We start from the raw sequence: 18564 nt of genomic DNA on the forward strand, positions 1-18564 counted from the left end.
TCTGGGCCATTTGCAGGAGCTTTCTGGCATTTTGCCTCGTTTTTGTCGCATTCTGTTTTTACCGTCTTAACGTGGAATCGGGGGCGGTTTGTGGAGGCTGCCATGACGGGAAAACAATTAGAATTTGATCAGCGCGTTCATCGTCTGAACAAAAAGCACGCCAAGCTAAGCCGTGGATACCGCGCGACCATGCGCAGGGACGGTTTGGTGGTGATGAAACCGCAGCGGGTGAAATCTGCCTTGCCCGCCAAAGTGCTGGTGATGTGCCTGCTTGGCTTGTTTGCGTTCAAGACGTTCCTGCTGACCAGCCTGGGCCCATCCGGCTATCAGTACCGGGTTGACGCTCTGGCCGAAGGCACATCGGTTGAAAAGGCTGGTGCCTGGGTCATGCAGATTGACCCGGTGTCGCAGCTGCTTTCCGAGCAACTGAGCAAGCTTCTTCCCTGACAACTAGCCTAATGAATCAGAAACGCCGCGCATGAAACTTGCGCGGCGTTCTGTTTCGCCCCCCGAGGGAGATAAGGGGCATATGAGTGGTGGGGTGTGCTAAACCTTAGCGACGACCTTCGGCCACGACGTCAATATCGCCACGGCACATTCCGATGTCTTCCAGTTCGCGGTCTGTCAGACCGCTCAGCGCGTTGCGCGTGACGCGGGCGTCATTCCACTCGATTGCGGCGTTGACGGCCGATGCGAATGTTGCGCCGATACGGCCAACGAGGCCGAATGAGCCAGTGGTGGTGCGGGTAGTGTCCAGTGCAGCCATATCCTGTTTCCTTCTGGTTTAAGTTACGTTTGATCGTCTGATCTGAGCGGCATCTAGTGCTGCCAAATCGGCTATGCAAGAGCGGAAATTGCAACTGTCCTATGCAATTTTTGCAGAGCTCGAAAATCATGAAAGTCCCTTAATTTATTGACCATTTTCGCTCCATGAAAGGTGTCGATTTCAGACTTTTCGCTGTCGCAAACAGGCCGATCTGTCGCCCCTGAAACAGGTCTGTCGTTTTTGGGCTGTGCCGCAATTCGCTTGGAAAATGTTCACGCTTCGTGCTAATCCGAAATAAAGATCACAAAAACCCGAGCAGGCCGAGGCAAATTATGCGGATTTTGGGCATTGATCCGGGGCTTAGGACCCTGGGGTGGGGCGTCATCGAATCGCATGGCAGCCGCCTGAGCCACGTTGCCAACGGGTTATGCAAGTCTGATGGTGATGATTTGGGCGAACGTTTGCTGTCGCTTCATAACCAGATTGTCGAGGTCATTGCCGAACATCAGCCCGATCAGGCCGCCATCGAACAGACCTTTGTGAACAAGGACGGCGCAGGAACGTTGAAGTTGGGCCAGGCGCGCGGCGTGGCGTTGCTGACATTGGCGCAGGCAGGGCTGCCGGTGGGAGAGTACGCACCCAACCGCGTCAAAAAGACGGTGGTGGGTGTTGGGCATGCCGAGAAAGAGCAGGTTCTTCATATGGTCAAACTGCAACTGCCGGGCTGCCAGCCCAAGGGAGCAGATGCGGCAGATGCATTGGCAATTGCCATCTGCCATTCTTATTACGGTGCGGCACCACAAGCTCGCATGAAAGAGGTGCGGGCATGATTGGGAAACTTACCGGACGGTTGGATTATCGCGCGGCGGATCACGTACTGATCGACGTGCGCGGGGTTGGCTACATCGTTTACTGCTCGGACCGGACCATGGCTGCATTGCCGGGCGTGGGTGAGGGGGTCTCGATCTACACCGACATGGTCGTGCGCGAAGATCTGATGCAGCTCTACGGGTTTCTTTCGCTGGTCGAGAAGGAATGGCACCGTTTGCTGTGTTCGGTTCAAGGGGTAGGGGCCAAGGTTTCTCTGGCCATTTTGTCGGCGCTGGGACCGGATGGGGTCAGCCGCGCGATTGCTTTGGGGGACTGGGGCGCGGTCAAAGCTGCCAAAGGCGTCGGTCCAAAGACCGCACAGCGGATCGTGCTGGACCTCAAGGACAAAGCGCCGGGGGTCATGGCCATGGGTGGCACCGTGACCGAAGCGACAGACGGCCCTGAGCTGGAAGTTGTAGAGTTGACTGAACCTGCGCCTGCACCCAAACGCGTGGTCAAACCTGCCTCTGGCTCTGCTGCGGCCTCGGCTGGGGCATTGTCGGCCTTGGGCAATTTGGGATATGGCCCGTCCGAGGCGGCCTCGGCCGTGGCTGAAGCGGCCGCCAGCCTGCCGGATGCGGGTGAGGCGGAACTGATCCGAGCCGCGCTCAAGCTGCTGGCTCCGAAAGGGTAGATGAATGGTCGACGCTGATCCCACCCTGCGCCCCGAACCCATGCCCGAGGACAATGATCGCGCTTTGCGCCCGCAGGGTCTGGACGAGTTCATTGGTCAGGCCGAAGCGCGGGCCAATCTGCGCATCTTTATCCAGTCCGCGCGCCAGCGCGGCGAGGCGATGGACCATACGCTGTTCCACGGCCCTCCGGGGTTGGGGAAGACGACGCTGGCACAGATCATGGCGCGCGAGCTGGGTGTCAACTTCCGTATGACCTCGGGACCGGTATTGGCCAAGGCTGGCGATCTGGCCGCGATCCTGACCAATCTGGAATCGCGCGACGTGTTGTTCATCGACGAAATTCATCGGTTGAATCCTGCCGTGGAAGAAGTGCTGTATCCGGCGATGGAGGATTTTGAGCTGGACCTCGTGATTGGCGAAGGTCCGGCGGCGCGGACGGTGCGGATTGAACTGCAGCCGTTTACGCTGGTCGGGGCCACGACCCGGATGGGCCTGCTGACGACGCCGTTGCGCGACCGGTTCGGCATTCCGACCCGGCTGCAGTTCTATACGGTGGACGAGCTGCATGAGATCGTCACCCGCAACGCCCGCAAATTGGGCGCGCCCGCGGATGACGAAGGCGCGCGCGAAATCGCGCGTCGGTCCCGAGGGACGCCGCGGATCGCGGGCCGGTTGCTGCGCCGGGTAGTGGATTTTGCAATCGTCGAAGGCGACGGGCGGATCACGCGCGAATTGGCGGATGGGGCGTTGACCCGGCTGGGTGTCGACAATCTGGGCCTTGATGGTGCCGACCGTCGGTATTTGAAGCTGATTGCCGAAAACTATGCCGGTGGTCCGGTCGGGATCGAAACGTTGTCGGCGGCCTTGTCGGAAAGCCGCGACTCGCTGGAAGAAGTGATCGAGCCCTATTTGCTGCAGCAAGGTCTGATTCAGCGTACTCCGCGCGGTCGGATGCTGGCGCAAAAGGCGTGGACGCATTTGGGTATCGCCGCGCCAAAGGGGCAAAGCGATCTGTTTGGTTGAAGACGCGCGCCGAAGATTTTACGCCTTCGGCGAGAGTATTTGGAAAAAGATGAAGGACTGCGCGTGACACCGGACGAGATTCAGGCCCTGTTCACCCGCGACAGCGGTGAGTTCCTGTTTGCCCGTTGGGGGCGGCCAATCGTGCCGATCGTCTTTGGCGTCAAAGATGAGACGCTTGCGACCGTCAAAGGTGCATTCGAGGCTGTTGTAAGCTTGGCAGATCACAAGATGGCGGAAACGGACCCGGAACTGGGTGCGAACTGCATGGTGTTTTTCTTCAGGGATTGGAAAGAACTGCTTGAGGTCCCCGATCTGGACCGGCTCATCCCCGATCTTGGTCCGCTGGTTGATCGGCTAATCGCTGCGGATGCCAATCAGTACCGCGTATTCCGGTTCGAAGAGGATGGCGCGATCCGGGCGGCCTTTGTGTTCCTGCGGATGGACAAAGAGCTGTCGAAGGTCCCGGCCGAGACGCTGGCGCTTAGTCAGGTCGTGCAGACCATTCTGTTGTGGTCAGACACGGCGTTTCGTACGCAGTCGCCGTTGGCGGTTGCGGGAGACTCGACCATACTGCGTCCGGACATTGCCGGGCTGATCCGTGCCGCCTATGATCCGGTATTGCCGGGCTCTGCGCAGGATCCGGCGCATGCGCTGCGCTTGTTTGCCCGCCTGCAGCAGACGCAGTGATCCAGGTACGTTCACGATCTGGACGAGGTGCTGCGTTTGTATGCGTCCAGCAAGTCTTCGCCGGTGTGGAAGAAGGCGTCTGGGCCGACCAAGCCAGTCACCCCGTACCTGTCCAGCTCTGACCGCACATGCGGCTCGACCATTAGGAAGACCAGCTTGATGTTCTTGTCCTGCAGCATTTTCAGAACGTTGCGCAGCGTATAACCGGCGGTGAAATCGACATCATCAATGGCCGTTGCCTCGATGCAGAACCACTGAACCGGGGTCTCTTGGTCTTTCGTAAGTTCTGCGATCTCATCCGAAAGTCGCTGCGTGTTGGCGTAGTACAGGCTGTGTGAAAAGCGATAGATCACAAGGCCGGGTTCGAACTGGTTCGGGCTTGGAACTGGCTTGGAGCGCCAACCGCCATCTGCAGTTTTGACGATCACTGCGTTTTTTGGGCGGTATCCACGGCGCGTGTGGTCGATCAGGGACAGGACCATGGCAAAGATGATGCCTTGTTCGACGCCGACAAAAACGACAACAGCTGCCGTGGCCACAGCGATCCAGAATTCGGACCGCGCCTGTTTGTAGATGGCGGTCAGGCCCTTCAGGTCGATCAGCTTCAGACCGATCAGGAAGACGACCGCCGACAAGGCCGCGTTTGGCAGATAGGCTAAGGGACCTGTCAGGAACAGAATGACCACCAGTACAATCGCGACGGTTGTCAGCTGGGCGATCTGGCTGCGCCCGCCTGCGCTGGCCACCATCTCGGTTTTTGTCGGGCTGCCATTGACAACAAAGGTGCCAGAGAATGCAGCGCCAAGATTGGCCAGACCCAACCCAACGAGGTCGGTATTCTCGCTGAACTTCTCATCATATCGGGCTGCGTATGCGCGCGAGGTTGCAGCGCTTTGGGCCAGGATCACGACAAAGATCGATAACGCTGTTGGCAGCAATTGTTTGAATAAATTCCAACTCCAATCAACATCGGGGATCGACAGGGCGGGCAAGCCGCTGGGAACTGGGCCCAGAACCGCGATGCCGGACGCGCTGAACGCAAAGGCCCAGCTGCACAGGATAACACCCAGTATGGCAAACAGGGGGCCTGGGAGTTTTGGTGATAGCCTTCTGCACCCGACCACCACCAAAAGGACCGCCAGTGACACGCCCAGCGTAGGCCAACTGGTCTGGCCGATGTTTTGAAGTGTTGCCTGCAGCTTGGCAATTGTTCCGTGCCCATCGCTTTGGATGCCGAGCAGGCCGGGGATTTCTCCGGTCGCGACCTGAATTCCGACACCTGTCAGAAACCCCACTAGTACGGTCCGCGACAGGAAATCTGCCAGAAACCCAAGCCCGATGACCCGCGCAGCAAGCAGCAGGACCGCTGCCATCAGCGCCAACAGGGATGCCAGCGCCAGATACTCGGACGATCCCGACACCGCCATCCCAGCGAGGGCCGAAGCGGTGATCGCCGCTGTGGCGGAATCCGCACCCACCACCAGATGCCGGGACGATCCGAACAGGGCGAACAGGGCCATGGGGATCAGGATCGTGTACAGGCCCGTCACAACCGGCGTACCTGCGATCTTCGTGTATCCCATGACTTCGGGGATCGCGAGGCAGGCAAAGGTAAGACCCGCCAGAACCTCGGCGGGAAAAACCGCTCGGTTGAATGGCAGAACGCCTTGAAGGAGCGGAAACGGGCGCTTCCTTTCTTCCTTTTGTGGCTTAGCCATTGAAACTCCTGTCGGATTCACGCGGGTTGTCGGAAAGACTAGACGGCAAATCGTTGAAATTCGACACTTAACAGCCGGGGTCATGCAAAATGCCCCCGCGAAGGGATTGCAGGACCGACGCCAACAAGGCATCTGTTTGTCAGAAGGACTTGCCAAGCGCCGGATCTGAAGGCGCTCAAATGAAAGACCGGACCCGAGACAATGGCCAGCACCGCGGACGCGCCCCACAAGCACATCTTTCCGATCCGGGTCTATTACGAAGACACGGATATGGGTGGGGTGGTCTATCACGCGAACTACCTGAAATACATCGAACGCGCGCGGTCCGACTATGTGCGCGGTCTGGGCAATGATCAGAATGCCATGCGCGATGGTGGGATCGTTTGGGTCATCCGAAGGATTGAGGCCGAGTATCTGACGCCAGCAAAATTCGATGACGAGCTGATCGTTGAATCCTGGGTGTCGTCCATTTCGGGCGTGCGGCTGACAATGGGGCAGCTGGTCAAACGTGGAGAGACCGAGGTTTTCCGTGCTTCGGTGACCGCCGTCTGCATGAACCAAGAGGGCAGACCGGTGCGCCTTCCGGCAGAGATTCGCGCATTGATGTAACAATTTGTGGGTCTGGGGTGGTTATGTTGGCTTTTCGTGACCAACTGCGTTAGCGTTTGGCAAAACAAGGCCAAATAAACGGCCCTCAGGCAAAAAACAAAGAGCAGGTTCATGGAAGCTGAAACGCTGGCGCTGGCGCAGGAGATCGATTTCTCCATGTGGGGGCTGTATGCCCGCGCGACCTTTATCGTCAAACTGGTGATGTTGATGCTGATTGGCGCATCCATCTGGTCCTGGGCGATTATCATTCAGAAGCTGATCAATTACCGCGCCGCCCGCCGCGAGGCACAGGTGTTTGATGAGTCTTTCTGGTCCGGCAACCCGCTGGATGAGCTGTTCGAACAAATGGGCGCTCAACCTGATGGCAGTTCGGAAAAGATCTTTGCGGCCGGTATGATCGAGTGGCGCCGCTCTCATCGCACAGATGGTGGGCTGATCGCTGGGGCGACAGCGCGGATTGACCGCTCGATGGATGTGGCAATCGCGAAAGAGGCTGAGGGGCTGCAAAAAGGTCTGTCTATTCTGGCCACTGTCGGCTCGACCGCGCCGTTTATCGGGTTGTTCGGTACCGTCTGGGGTATCATGAACGCCTTTATAGAGATTGCCGAGCAGCAGAACACCAACCTGGCTGTTGTGGCACCCGGTATTGCCGAAGCTCTGCTGGCCACGGGTCTGGGCCTGTTGGCCGCGATCCCGGCGGTGATTTTCTACAATAAGCTCAGCGCGGACAGTGACCGGATCGTTGGCGGCTATGAGGCTTTTGCCGACGAATTCGCCACCATCCTGTCACGCCAGTTGGACGGCTAAAATGGGCGCGGCGGTTCAGCAGAATGGAGGCGGAAACGGACGCAGGCGCGGGCGTCGCCGCGGTCGGGCGCAGCCCATGGCCGAAATCAACGTGACGCCGTTTGTGGATGTTATGCTGGTGTTGCTGATCATCTTTATGGTGGCTGCGCCGTTGCTGACTGTTGGTGTGCCGGTGGATCTGCCCAAGACCGCTGCAAGTGCGTTGCCAGGCGATAACGAAGAGCCACTGACAGTGACAATGACCGCGGATGGACGGGTTCAAATCCAGACGACGGACGTGGCGCGCGAAGAGTTGATTGGTAAATTGCGTGCCATTGCGTCAGAGCGGAGTAGTGACCGCGTGTTCCTGCGGGCCGATGGTGCGATCCCCTACGCGCAGGTGATGCAGGTTATGGGCGCGCTGAATGCGGGTGGGTTTTCCAATGTGGGGCTTGTGACCGATACCGGCGGCCCCGCGCTGGACGAAGGTGGAGAGTGAGGCCGCGCGGTGGATACCGGCACCAAGATCTCAGCAATAGCCCATGTCAGTTTGATTTCCTGGGCTCTGTTTGGCGGAACCTTCCGGTCCGAACCCTTGCCTATGCCTGTTCAGGATGTCTCGGTCATTTCGGCCGAGCAGTTTGCGGCAATGACCGCACGGCGTGAAGCCCCCGAAGTGCCGACGCCTGCAGCCCTGCAGCAACCTGAAGCGCCTGCCGAAGACGTCCCTGCGCCCGATCCGGTCGAGGACGAGCAACCGACCCCCGAGATTTCTGAACCAACCGAGCCAGAGCCAGAGCTTCAGCCTGAGCCGTTGGCCCCGCCGCCTGAACCGATTGAGATCGAACAGCCCCCTGAATTAGAGGCGCCTGAACCCGAAGCCACCCTCCTGCCCGTGCCGCCAGGTCCCGAGGCGCAGCCGCGCCCTGCAGATAAGGTCGCGCCTGAACCTGTCGCGCCGCCACCGCCAGAGGCTGCACCGGACGACATCGAAACTCCGGCCGTATCGCTGGATGAGGGGGCCGAGACCCAACAAGAGCAGCAGGACCAGACCGCGCCGGAAGAGGCCACCGATGAAATCGTGACCGAGGCGGAAGAGACCAAGGAATACGCACCGCGCAGTTCTCCTCGCCCGCCAGTGCGCCCGAGCCGACCGACACCACCAGCAGAGCCCGAAGTGGCCGAGGTGGAAGAGCCGACGCCGACGCAGCCCGAATCCAACAATGAGGCTGCTATTGAAGATGCGCTGACCGAAGCTCTGGCGCAGGGCAATGAGCCGTCCGGCCCACCTCTGACCGCAGGCGAAAAGGACGCCATGCGGCTGGCCGTGTCCAAGTGCTGGAACGTCGGATCATTGTCCACTGACGCCTTGCAAACGGTTGTGGTGGTTGGCTTCTCGCTGACCCCCGACGGCAAAGTAATTGGCGGCAGCCTGCGTATGCTCGACAGTTCCGGTGGGACTGCAACGTCGGCCAACCAGGCCTATGAGGCCGCACGGCGAGCGATTTTGCGCTGTGGGGCCAAAGGATACACCCTGCCTACTGACAAATACGATCAATGGCGGGATATTGAGATTACATTCAATCCCGAGAGGATGCGGATCAAATGATGAGACTTCTGACCAGCCTGTTGCTTGGCCTGACCCTACTGGCAGCGCCGGTGCACGCCCAAAACGGACCGTTGCGTCTGGAACTGGATCAGGGGATCATCGAGCCCTTGCCGTTTGCGGTGCCGAACTTCGTGCCCAACGGTCAGGCAGCAACGCAATACGCCAATGACATCTCACGCGTAATCGCAGCGGATCTGACCGGCACCGGATTGTTCCGCGAAATCTCGTCGGATGCATTTATCAGCCGGGTCAGCAGCTTTGACGCTCCTGTGCAGTTTGCAGACTGGAAAGCCATCAATGCCGAGGCTCTGGTGACCGGGGCCGTGAGCGTTTCTGGCAAGCGGCTGACTGTTCAGTTTCGGGTCTGGGACGTATTCTCAGGGCAGGAGCTGGGCAATGGTCTGCAGTTTTCCGGCACGACCGAAGGTTGGCGGCGCATGGCGCATAAAGTGGCCGATCAGGTCTATAGCCGGGTGACGGGCGAAGGCGGGTATTTCGACAGCCGCGTTGCATTCGTTTCGGAAAGCGGTCCCAAGGATCAGCGTCAGAAACGTCTGGCGATCATGGATTATGACGGCGCGAATGTTCAGTACCTGACCGACAGCTCGGCCATTGTTCTGGCTCCGCGTTTTTCGCCGACCGGTGATCGCTTGCTTTATACCAGTTACGAGACCGGCCAGCCGCGGATCTATGTTCTGGACGTCGACCGCGTGCGGCGGACCGAATTGAATACGCAGGGCGGCACCATGAGCTTTTCGCCGCGCTTTTCGCCGGATGGTCGATCAATCGTCTATTCGTTGATTGAAGGCGGCAATACAGACCTGTGGAAGATGGATCTGGCCTCAGGTCAAAGCGTACGCCTTACAAACACACCCGCGATCGAAACCGCCCCCAGCTATTCGCCGGACGGTTCGCAGATCGTGTTCGAAAGTGACCGCTCGGGCACGCCGCAGCTGTATATCATGCCCGCGAACGGGGGTGAGGCGACGCGGATCAGCTTTGGCGCAGGCCGCTATGGCACACCGGTCTGGTCCCCGCGCGGCGATCTGATCGCGTTCACCAAGCAGAACAAAGGCCGGTTCCATATCGGCGTTATGCGCACCGATGGCAGCGAGGAACGCCTGCTGACCTCGTCCTTCCTGGATGAAGGGCCGACCTGGTCACCCAACGGGCGCGTTATCATGTTCACCCGCGAAACGCAGGGGGCAAGCGGTCGGGCAACACTGTATTCGGTTGATATCTCGGGTCGTAACCTACGCCCGGTGCGGACGCCGGACGGCGGCAGTGACCCATCCTGGGGGCCGCTGCAGAATTGATCGGGGCAGGGGGTTGGAAAAGTTCACAATTTTCCTGCACTGTGATAACGAAGACGGCAATAAAGCGATAAAACCACGAGGCACCTGAAATGAATGTATTGGGCAAAGTCATAGCATTGGGCGCGCTGGGCGTAATGGCCGCCTGCACCAACAATGATCCGTCGGCGCTGGGCGGCGGCGCGGGCGGAAACGGCTCGATCGTGCCGGGTTCGCCCAGCGATCCGCGATCGCCCGCGTATTTCCAGCAAACCGTCGGTGACCGCGTGTTGTTTGCGGTGGATCAGTCGACCCTCAGCCCGCAAGCTCAGACGGTTCTGCAGGGACAGGCGGATTGGCTGCTGGCCAACCCGGATTTCGTGGCAACCATCGAAGGCCACGCCGACGAGCAGGGCACCCGCGAATACAACCTCGGCCTTGGGGCCAAGCGGGCGAATGCAGCGCGGGAGTTTCTGATTTCGCGTGGTGTTGCGGGCAACCGACTGACCACCGTCAGCTATGGTAAGGAACGCCCGATCGAGATTTGCAGCACCGAGGAATGCTATTCCAAAAACCGTCGCGCGGTGACGGTGCTGACCGGTTCAACTTTGGGGTAATATGATGCGCGTTGCAGGATGGATTCTGGCAGCGGTCGTGGCGACCGCTGGCGTAGCAAATGCACAGGATCAGCAAACGCTGGCGGATATTCGTCAGGAACTGACGGTTCTGCACGTTGAGATTCAACGTCTCAAGCGTGAGTTTTCGACCACCGGTTCGCCAGCCCCCAATCTGGCGGGCAGTTCCGTCCTGGAGCGTGTCGACGCCATCGAAGCCGAGCTGCAGCGCCTGACCCGTCAGACCGAACAGTTGAACCAACGGGTGCAGAACATCGTCACCGACGGGACCAATCGCATCGGCGACCTTGAGTTCCGGCTGGTCGAGTTGGAGGGTGGCGATCTCAGCACTTTGGGCGAAACTTCGACCCTTGGCGGCGACAGCGACATCGCGGCGGCTGCGCCAGCGACGATTGCACCGGCAGAACCTGCGCAGATCGAACAAGGTGAACTGGCCGTCGGTGAAAGAGCCGATTTTGACACCGCGTCGCAGGCCTTGGCGGATGGCAATTTTCAGGCCGCGGCCGAACAGTTCGCAACGTTCGAAACTTCTTATCCCGGCAGCCCGCTGGCCCCGGAAGCCAACCTCAAACGCGGGCAGGCGCTGGTGGGGCTGGGTGATACGCGTGAGGCTGCGCGGGCGTTCCTCGCCAGCTTTACCGGCGATTCTGAAGGCACATTTGCGCCCGAGGCACTGTTCGAATTGGGCTCGGCCCTCGGCCGTCTGGGACAAACCGATCAGGCCTGTATCACTCTAAGCGAGGTTGGTGTGCGGTTCCCGGGTTCGGCTTCGGCGACAAATGCCACGCAGGAAATGGCAAGCCTGGGCTGTTCTTGACCGAACAGGCGGAAAGACTGCGCGCCAAGATTCGGGCGTGCTTACCCAAAACCCTACCGGCGCGATTGGGCGTCGCCATCTCAGGCGGCGGTGACTCAGTCGCGTTGCTATTGCTGCTGAACGAGATCACCGCCAACGAACAGGTTACCCTGTTCGCCGCAACGGTCGATCATGGTCTGCGTCCCGAAGCAGCAGACGAAGCGGAACACGTTCGTACATTTGCCCAGCGTATGGGCATTCCGCACGACACGCTGGTTTGGACGGGTTGGGATGGCGGGGGCAACCTTCAGGACCAGGCGCGGCAGGCGCGGTATCGTTTGTTGACGGATTGGGCCCACGGCCATGGGATCACTGCGGTTGCGCTTGGCCACACTGCCGATGATCAGGCCGAAACGTTTCTGATGCGGCTGGGCCGCGCCGCTGGCGTTACGGGGCTATCCGGTATGCCGACGAAACGATTAAAGGGCGGGGTGGTACTTCTTAGACCCATGCTTGGCCTGACCCGACAAGACTTGCGCGCGTATTTGACGGAACGGGGGGTAGAGTGGATCGAAGACCCCTCGAATCACGATATTCGGTTCGACCGGATCAAGGCACGTGAGGCGCTTTCGGGCCTTCAGGACCTTGGGATCACGGCAAGTTCATTGGCACGTGTAGCAGAAAACCTGACCCAAGCGCGCGAAGCTTTGGAGGTCTTTGCGCAGGAATCCGCCCGCAAGATGGCAAAAACTGTTGCTGGAAACGTCTGCTTGGATCGTGCCGCCTTTCAAATACTGCCTCAGGAAATCAAGCGCAGGCTGTTGGTCGGCAGCATCGCGTGGATCGCAGGGCAGGGGTATCCGCCCCGTCAGAGCGCGATCGAGCGCGCCTTGCGGTCTGTGGATGAGGGGACGGCAACCTCAATCGGTGGCTGTCTGCTGGTGCCTCACGGCAATAAGATGTGGATTTGCAGAGAGCTAAACGCCGTCCAAGGCAAAATCGCGCGCGCGGGTCAGTTGTGGGACGAACGTTGGATCGTGACCGGGCCGTTGGTCGCTGATGCACAAGTCCGACCACTTGGCGAAGAGGGTTTGCCGCAGGTGCCAGACTGGCGAAATCTGGGTCAACCACGTCAGGTTTTGCTGGCCTCACCTGCTGTTTGGGTTGGTGAAACGCTGATTGCGGCCCCAAATGCCGGTTTTTCCAACGGATGGCGGGCAGAATTGGCCCCAGACTGGCCTCAGTTCCACTCTTCTTTTTTATCGCATTGAACCTGCTTGAATCCTCTCTATTTTAAAGAGCAACCCGGCAGACCCCCATCTGCCGAAATCTTTTGGGAGAATTTCCTTGGGCAACGCTCGTAACATCGCCTTCTGGGTCGTTCTGTTTCTGCTGATCCTTGCACTGTTCAATTTGTTCAGCGGACCAGGCGGAACGCTTCAGAGCAATGAAAGAACCTATTCCGATTTTGTCACCGCTGTTGAAGGCGGCGAAGTCAAGAATGTGACGCTGGATGGCGAACAAATTCGCTATACCACGCAAAGTGGTGCCAGCTATGTCACCATCAAACCCGGCGACGCAGAAGTCACCAAACTGCTGATTGACGAGAATATTCCTGTTCGCGCCGAGAAACAGCAGCAGTCGGGTTTTCAGTCGTTCCTGATCACGCTTCTGCCCTTCCTGCTGCTGATCGGCGTTTGGGTCTACTTCATGAACCGGATGCAGGGCGGCGGCAAAGGCGGCGCGATGGGCTTCGGCAAGTCCAAGGCCAAGATGCTGACCGAAAAGCATGGCCGCGTGACCTTTGATGACGTGGCGGGAATCGACGAAGCCAAGGAAGAGCTGGAAGAGATCGTGGAATTCCTGCGCAACCCGCAGAAATTCTCGCGCCTCGGCGGCAAAATCCCAAAAGGCGCTCTGCTGGTTGGCCCTCCGGGTACTGGTAAAACACTGCTGGCCCGCGCGATTGCGGGTGAGGCGGGCGTGCCATTCTTCACCATCTCGGGTTCCGACTTCGTTGAGATGTTCGTGGGTGTCGGTGCATCCCGTGTGCGCGACATGTTCGAACAGGCCAAGAAGAACGCGCCTTGTATTGTGTTCATCGACGAGATCGACGCCGTGGGTCGCCATCGTGGCGCTGGTTATGGCGGCGGTAACGACGAACGCGAACAGACGCTCAACCAGTTGCTGGTCGAGATGGACGGGTTCGAGGCGAACGAAGGTGTCATCATTCTGGCGGCTACCAACCGTAAGGATGTTCTGGACCCCGCGCTGCTGCGTCCGGGTCGCTTTGACCGGAACGTGACCGTCGGCAACCCCGACATCAAAGGGCGTGAGAAGATTCTGGGCGTACACGCGCGCAAGACGCCTCTGGGCCCCGATGTCGATCTGCGCATCATTGCGCGCGGTACGCCGGGCTTCTCGGGTGCCGACCTGGCGAACCTTGTGAACGAGGCCGCGTTGATGGCTGCCCGTGTGGGTCGTCGCTTTGTCACGATGGAAGATTTCGAGAACGCCAAAGACAAGGTGATGATGGGGGCCGAGCGCCGCTCTATGGTGCTGACTCAGGATCAGAAGGAAAAGACCGCCTATCACGAAGCTGGCCACGCTGTAGTCGGTTTGGAACTGCCGCTATGCGATCCGGTCTACAAGGCGACGATCATTCCGCGTGGCGGTGCGCTGGGGATGGTTGTGTCACTGCCGGAAATGGACCGCCTGAACTATCACCGTGATGAGTGCGAGCAGAAGCTGGCCATGACCATGGCCGGTAAAGCGGCTGAGGTCATCAAATACGGTGAAGACCACGTCTCGAACGGCCCTGCAGGGGATATCATGCAAGCCAGCCAACTGGCGCGCGCCATGGTGATGCGCTGGGGCATGTCGGACAAGGTCGGTAACATCGACTACGCCGAAGCTCATGAGGGCTATCAGGGCAACACCGCCGGTTTCTCGGTTTCAGCTCACACCAAAGAGCTGATCGAGGAAGAGGTGAAGCGCCTAATCCAGCAAGGCTATGAGCGCGCACACAAAATCCTGACCGACAAGAACGAGGAATGGGAGCGTTTGGCCCAAGGCCTGTTGGAATATGAAACTCTGACCGGAGATGAGATCAAGCGCGTCATGAATGGTGAATCGCCCAGCGAAGGCGACGATGAAGGCGACAAGCCCGACGAGGGCAGCGCGCCCAGCGTCACGGCCATTCCCAAGACCAAGGTCAAGAAAACCCCGCCGGAAGGCGGGATGGAGCCGGAACCCTCGGCATAGTCAAATCAGACCCGGGCTCAGTCCCGGGTCTTTTCTTTTGTGCTTTTCATTTTGGCGGGTCTGACTTTTAGTACGGTTTTGACGGGCCGCGGTCGAAAGGGATTTCAAATGCCGGTATTGCAAGAAACGGAATTCACGGGCGAAGTTGTTTGGCTGGGCCATGTGCCCGCGGGCGACACGATCCGGGCCCGGGCGGTCGATACTCTGGATCTGGATTTTTCAGGGGACAAGGGCGAGCGGCACGAGGGGCTCAACCGGGCCTCTTGTGTCAGGGTCCGAAACCTGTACCCGGAAGGCACCGAAATCCGCAACGTGCGCCAATTGTCGGTCCTATCCGTCGAAGAGATGGACGCCACAGCCAAAGACATGGGTCTGGAACACTTGGACCCGTCGTTTCTGGGGGTCAGCATCCTGCTGCGCGGCATCCCGGATTTCACGCATCTTCCTCCGTCCTCGCGCCTTCAGGTTCGTGACGGCGTCACGATCACAGTGGATATGGAGAACCGGCCTTGCGTCCTTCCCGGCCGCGAGATCGAGGCAGACCAACCGGGGTATGGAGCCGCGTTCAAGCCCGCCGCGCAAGGACGCAGGGGTGTAACGGCGTGGGTGGAACGCCCCGGACAATTGCGATTGGGCGACCGGATGACTCTGTTCGTGCCGGATCAACGAGCATGGGCCCCATAAATGTCAAGTGTTTCCGATTTGAAACTGGTGAAATGACGCTACGCCGTTTCACGGCATGATTATGTCGGAATCTCTATCCATCGCGATTGTGCACAACGGTATGGATTGACCAGCACCGGCCTAGCTGTGCCGATTTGCAAGGAATTCAACCAGGGATCTTGCCCAATGAGCTATAAATCCGACATCGAAATCGCGCGTGAAGCGAACAAGAAGCCGATTCAGGAGATCGGCGCCAAGCTTGGTATCTCCAGCGATGATCTGCTGCCCTACGGCCACGATAAGGCGAAGGTCAGCCAGGACTTCATCAACTCGGTTCAGGACCGCGAAGACGGCAAACTGATCCTCGTCACCGCGATCAACCCAACCCCGGCGGGTGAAGGAAAAACCACGACCACCGTTGGTCTGGGTGACGGTCTGAACCGCATCGGCAAGAACGCGATGATCTGTATCCGCGAAGCTTCGCTTGGCCCGAACTTCGGCATGAAGGGTGGCGCTGCAGGTGGCGGTTACGCGCAGGTTGTTCCGATGGAGGAAATGAACCTGCACTTCACCGGCGACTTCCACGCCATCACCTCAGCCCACTCGCTGTTGTCAGCTATGATCGACAACCACATCTACTGGGGCAACGAGCAGGAAATCGACACGCGCCGCGTCGCATGGCGTCGTGTGGTCGACATGAACGACCGCGCCCTGCGTCAGATCACAGCTTCGCTGGGTGGCGTGTCCAACGGCTTCCCGCGTGAGGCAGGTTTTGACATCACCGTGGCCTCGGAAGTTATGGCGATCCTGTGTCTGGCCAACGACCTGAAAGACCTGGAAAAGCGTCTGGGTGACATCATCGTGGCCTACCGCCGCGACAAGACCCCGGTCTACTGCCGCGACATCAAGGCCGAAGGCGCGATGACCGTTCTGCTGAAGGACGCCATGCAGCCGAACCTGGTGCAGACGCTGGAAAACAACCCGGCATTTGTCCACGGCGGCCCGTTCGCGAACATCGCACACGGCTGTAACTCGGTCATCGCGACCAAGACTGCTCTGAAAGTGGCCGACTATGTCGTGACCGAAGCGGGCTTTGGTGCCGATTTGGGTGCTGAGAAGTTCATGAACATCAAGTGCCGCAAAGCGGGTATCGCTCCGTCGGCAGTAGTTCTGGTTGCCACCGTGCGCGCGATGAAGATGAATGGCGGCGTTGCCAAGGCCGATCTGGGCGCGGAAAACGTTGATGCAGTTCAGTCGGGCTGTGCCAACCTGGGCCGTCACATCGAGAACGTGAAATCCTTCGGTGTTCCCGTTGTCGTTGCCATCAACCACTTTGTCACCGACACCGATGACGAAGTTCAGGCGGTCAAAGACTACTGTGCCGAGCACGGCGTTGAGGCGATCCTGTCGCGTCACTGGGAACTGGGTTCGGACGGCTCTGCGCCTCTGGCCGAGAAAGTTGTGGAAATCGTCGAAAACGGTGCGGCTAACTTCTCGCCCATCTACCCTGACGACATGCCGCTGTTCGAGAAGATCGAAACTATCGCCAAGCGTATCTATCGCGCAGACGAGGTGCTGGCCGACAACAAGATCCGCAACCAACTGCGTGAGTGGGAAGAGGCTGGATACGGCAACCTGCCTGTGTGCATGGCGAAAACGCAGTACTCGTTCTCGACCGATCCGTCCCTGCGCGGTGCGCCGACCGGCCACTCGGTGCCGGTGCGTGAAGTTCGCCTGTCCGCCGGTGCCGGTTTCATCGTGGTTGTCTGCGGTGAGATCATGACCATGCCCGGTCTGCCACGCAAACCGGCGGCTGAAACCATCTGCCTCAATGACGCAGGTGAGATCGAGGGCTTGTTCTAAGCGCCCGAATGATACATCTCGTGGTCCGGGGATATCCCCGGGCCGTGAGGAGAAGAAAATGCCCACTCTGATACCGCCGCAAGACTGCCAATCAATGCAGGAATTGCGGCCTCAGATCGACAAGCTGGACCGCCAACTGATCGAACTGTTGGTAACGCGCGCAAGCTACATTGACCGCGCGTCGCAGCTGAAACCCGGCGAGGGGCTGCCCGCCCGCATCCCGGATCGTGTCGAAGACGTGGTGCAGCGCGTGCGCAAGAGTTCTGACGAGTTGGGCATGGACCCTGATCTTGCCGAGAAACTCTGGCGCATCTTGATAGACTGGTCGATCGCCCGCGAAGAGCGTGTGCTTGGCCCAGACTAAACGACCGGGTGCGCAAGCGCCCGATCCGTTTTTTGAAAGAAGGGATCAAAGGATGGTAGCCCAGGTTATCGACGGCAAGGCTTTCGCGGCAAAAGTCCGTGCACAAGTGGCCGATCAGGTTGCAAAGCTGAAAGAGGAAAACGGCATCACTCCCGGTCTGGCGGTGGTTCTGGTCGGCGAAGACCCTGCCAGCCAGGTCTATGTGCGCTCGAAGGGGAAGCAGACCGTCGAGGTCGGCATGAACTCGTACGAGCATAAGCTGGATGTTGACACGTCCGAAGAGGACCTGCTGGCGCTGATCGACAAGCTGAACAAAGACCCGGCTGTGCATGGCATTCTGGTCCAGCTGCCGCTGCCCAAGCACCTGAACGAAGATCTGGTGATCAACTCGATTGATCCGGCCAAGGATGTGGACGGTTTCCATATTTCGAATGTGGGCCTGTTGGGCACTGGTCAGAAATCGATGGTGCCCTGTACTCCGCTGGGTTGTCTGATGATGCTGCGCGACTATCACGGCTCGTTGTCGGGAATGGATGCTGTCGTGATCGGCCGTTCGAACATTGTGGGCAAGCCGATGGCGCAACTGCTGCTGGGGGACAGCTGCACCGTGACCATCGCCCACAGCCGCACCAAAGACCTGCCCGACGTGGTCCGCCGCGCAGACATCGTCGTGGCCGCTGTTGGTCGCCCCGAGATGGTACCGGGCGACTGGATCAAGGAAGGTGCCACCGTGATCGACGTAGGCATCAACCGCATCGAACGCGATGGCAAGAATAAGCTGGTCGGCGACGTGGATTACGCCAGAGCGGCGGAACGCGCGGGCGCGATTACGCCAGTTCCGGGCGGTGTGGGTCCGATGACCATCGCTTGCCTGCTGGCGAATACGCTGACCGCATGTTGCCGGGCAAACGGTCTGCCCGAACCCGAAGGGCTGACTGCCTGAGTTAATGGGTTGGGGCGCGAAAATGTGCCCCAACCACTTTC

General features: G+C 59.3%; 20 protein-coding genes. 18 read left to right on the top strand and 2 right to left on the bottom strand.

The window, feature by feature from the left end:
• Positions 1 to 102: 102 nt before the first annotated feature.
• Complete coding sequence (locus J7416_RS00655; protein WP_209222142.1) at positions 103 to 447, top strand: hypothetical protein; 345 nt, start codon at positions 103 to 105, stop codon at positions 445 to 447.
• A 106-nt stretch (positions 448 to 553) separates the two neighbouring features.
• Here the strand turns inward: J7416_RS00655 and J7416_RS00660 are convergent, their stop codons facing one another.
• Positions 554 to 766: a DUF1127 domain-containing protein gene (locus tag J7416_RS00660; RefSeq protein WP_209222144.1), complete on the bottom strand. Its 213-nt coding sequence runs from the start codon at positions 764 to 766 to the stop codon at positions 554 to 556.
• A 332-nt stretch (positions 767 to 1098) separates the two neighbouring features.
• On the opposite strand from J7416_RS00660, the gene ruvC reads away from it, so the two are divergent.
• The 4 genes from ruvC (at position 1099) to J7416_RS00680 (ending at position 3981) form a co-directional block, all read left to right on the top strand.
• On the top strand, positions 1099 to 1596 hold the full coding sequence (gene ruvC / locus J7416_RS00665) for a crossover junction endodeoxyribonuclease RuvC (RefSeq protein ID WP_170326920.1): 498 nt from the start codon (positions 1099 to 1101) through the stop codon (positions 1594 to 1596).
• Entirely contained in the window at positions 1593 to 2270 is a 678-nt protein-coding gene (gene ruvA, locus J7416_RS00670; protein ID WP_209222146.1) for a Holliday junction branch migration protein RuvA, read from the top strand. Before ruvC ends, ruvA begins: the two co-directional genes overlap by 4 nt.
• Before the next feature lie 4 nt (positions 2271 to 2274).
• Positions 2275 to 3294, top strand: coding sequence for a Holliday junction branch migration DNA helicase RuvB (gene ruvB, locus J7416_RS00675; RefSeq protein ID WP_209222147.1), 1020 nt, complete (start codon positions 2275 to 2277; stop codon positions 3292 to 3294).
• A gap of 63 nt (positions 3295 to 3357) precedes the next feature.
• Positions 3358 to 3981 carry a hypothetical protein gene (locus tag J7416_RS00680; protein WP_209223792.1) on the top strand — a complete coding sequence of 208 codons (624 nt, stop codon included), beginning with the start codon at positions 3358 to 3360 and terminating at the stop codon, positions 3979 to 3981.
• 11 nt (positions 3982 to 3992) lie between these two features.
• Here the strand turns inward: J7416_RS00680 and J7416_RS00685 are convergent, their stop codons facing one another.
• A complete protein-coding gene (locus tag J7416_RS00685) occupies positions 3993 to 5699 on the bottom strand; it encodes a SulP family inorganic anion transporter (protein WP_209222148.1) in 1707 nt (568 codons plus the stop codon).
• Between the two features lie 201 nt (positions 5700 to 5900).
• On the opposite strand from J7416_RS00685, the gene ybgC reads away from it, so the two are divergent.
• The 13 genes from ybgC to folD all read left to right on the top strand — a co-directional run bounded on the left by ybgC (position 5901) and on the right by folD (position 18523).
• Entirely contained in the window at positions 5901 to 6308 is a 408-nt protein-coding gene (ybgC, locus tag J7416_RS00690; RefSeq protein WP_209222149.1) for a tol-pal system-associated acyl-CoA thioesterase, read from the top strand.
• Between the two features lie 111 nt (positions 6309 to 6419).
• A complete protein-coding gene (gene tolQ / locus J7416_RS00695) occupies positions 6420 to 7115 on the top strand; it encodes a protein TolQ (protein WP_209222150.1) in 696 nt (231 codons plus the stop codon).
• 1 nt (position 7116) lies between these two features.
• Positions 7117 to 7593, top strand: a complete 477-nt coding sequence (tolR, locus tag J7416_RS00700; protein WP_209222151.1) for a protein TolR — start codon at positions 7117 to 7119, stop codon at positions 7591 to 7593.
• A 9-nt stretch (positions 7594 to 7602) separates the two neighbouring features.
• Positions 7603 to 8703 (top strand): energy transducer TonB, encoded by a 1101-nt coding sequence (locus J7416_RS00705; RefSeq protein WP_209222152.1) that lies wholly within the window; start codon positions 7603 to 7605, stop codon positions 8701 to 8703.
• A complete protein-coding gene (gene tolB, locus J7416_RS00710) occupies positions 8700 to 10019 on the top strand; it encodes a Tol-Pal system beta propeller repeat protein TolB (RefSeq protein WP_209222153.1) in 1320 nt (439 codons plus the stop codon). The genes J7416_RS00705 and tolB overlap by 4 nt, the downstream gene beginning before the upstream one ends.
• An 89-nt stretch (positions 10020 to 10108) precedes the next feature.
• Positions 10109 to 10612, top strand: a complete 504-nt coding sequence (gene pal / locus J7416_RS00715; protein WP_209222155.1) for a peptidoglycan-associated lipoprotein Pal — start codon at positions 10109 to 10111, stop codon at positions 10610 to 10612.
• 4 nt (positions 10613 to 10616) lie between these two features.
• On the top strand, positions 10617 to 11447 hold the full coding sequence (gene ybgF / locus J7416_RS00720; RefSeq protein ID WP_209222158.1) for a tol-pal system protein YbgF: 831 nt from the start codon (positions 10617 to 10619) through the stop codon (positions 11445 to 11447).
• Positions 11444 to 12697, top strand: coding sequence for a tRNA lysidine(34) synthetase TilS (tilS, locus tag J7416_RS00725; RefSeq protein ID WP_209222160.1), 1254 nt, complete (start codon positions 11444 to 11446; stop codon positions 12695 to 12697). Before ybgF ends, tilS begins: the two co-directional genes overlap by 4 nt.
• Before the next feature lie 76 nt (positions 12698 to 12773).
• The gene (gene ftsH / locus J7416_RS00730; protein ID WP_209222163.1) at positions 12774 to 14690 is read left to right on the top strand and encodes an ATP-dependent zinc metalloprotease FtsH; all 1917 of its coding nucleotides are present in this window, start codon (positions 12774 to 12776) and stop codon (positions 14688 to 14690) included.
• Between the two features lie 108 nt (positions 14691 to 14798).
• Positions 14799 to 15374 carry a sulfurase gene (locus J7416_RS00735; protein ID WP_209222166.1) on the top strand — a complete coding sequence of 192 codons (576 nt, stop codon included), beginning with the start codon at positions 14799 to 14801 and terminating at the stop codon, positions 15372 to 15374.
• 165 nt (positions 15375 to 15539) lie between these two features.
• Positions 15540 to 17216: a formate--tetrahydrofolate ligase gene (locus J7416_RS00740; protein WP_209222168.1), complete on the top strand. Its 1677-nt coding sequence runs from the start codon at positions 15540 to 15542 to the stop codon at positions 17214 to 17216.
• A gap of 58 nt (positions 17217 to 17274) precedes the next feature.
• Positions 17275 to 17580: a chorismate mutase gene (locus J7416_RS00745; RefSeq protein ID WP_209222170.1), complete on the top strand. Its 306-nt coding sequence runs from the start codon at positions 17275 to 17277 to the stop codon at positions 17578 to 17580.
• Between the two features lie 52 nt (positions 17581 to 17632).
• Positions 17633 to 18523 carry a bifunctional methylenetetrahydrofolate dehydrogenase/methenyltetrahydrofolate cyclohydrolase FolD gene (gene folD / locus J7416_RS00750; protein ID WP_209222172.1) on the top strand — a complete coding sequence of 297 codons (891 nt, stop codon included), beginning with the start codon at positions 17633 to 17635 and terminating at the stop codon, positions 18521 to 18523.
• The last annotated feature ends 41 nt before the right edge of the window (positions 18524 to 18564 follow it).

The organism is Ruegeria sp. R14_0, assembly GCF_017743975.1.
Taxonomy (GTDB): domain Bacteria; phylum Pseudomonadota; class Alphaproteobacteria; order Rhodobacterales; family Rhodobacteraceae; genus Ruegeria.